At 37.7% G+C, this 284-nt stretch carries 1 protein-coding gene; it reads left to right on the top strand.

Going from position 1 to position 284, the window contains the following annotated elements:
• Positions 1 to 35: 35 nt before the first annotated feature.
• On the top strand, positions 36 to 284 hold a 249-nt coding region (locus AOA61_RS28245; protein WP_218197411.1), incomplete at its 3' end, for a spore coat protein.

Here is a 284-nt window from a genome sequence, read left to right as displayed (position 1 = left end):
TTCAACCACAATCTCAAATGGATCAAATCAGCCAAATGACTGAACAGGCAATAGCAACAGATTTACTTTTATCTGCTAAAACTGGTGTGAGAAACTGCGCATACGCGATAACAGAATGTGCAACTCCTGAAGTTCGACAATCATTAAACCAACAATTGCAACAAGCGATTACTTTCCATGATCGCGTGTCTCAATATATGATTAATAAAGGATACTATGATCCTTATGATTTGAACCATCAAGTGCAAATGGATCAGCAAACAGCGCAACAAAGTATCCAAGTT

The organism is Pseudomonas sp. 2995-1, from assembly GCF_002742505.1.
In the GTDB taxonomy this organism is placed as follows: Bacteria; Pseudomonadota; Gammaproteobacteria; order Pseudomonadales; family Pseudomonadaceae; genus Aquipseudomonas; species Aquipseudomonas sivasensis.
The sequence above is the reverse complement of the archived record's forward strand: the minus strand, read 5'-3'. Positions and strand labels throughout refer to the sequence as shown.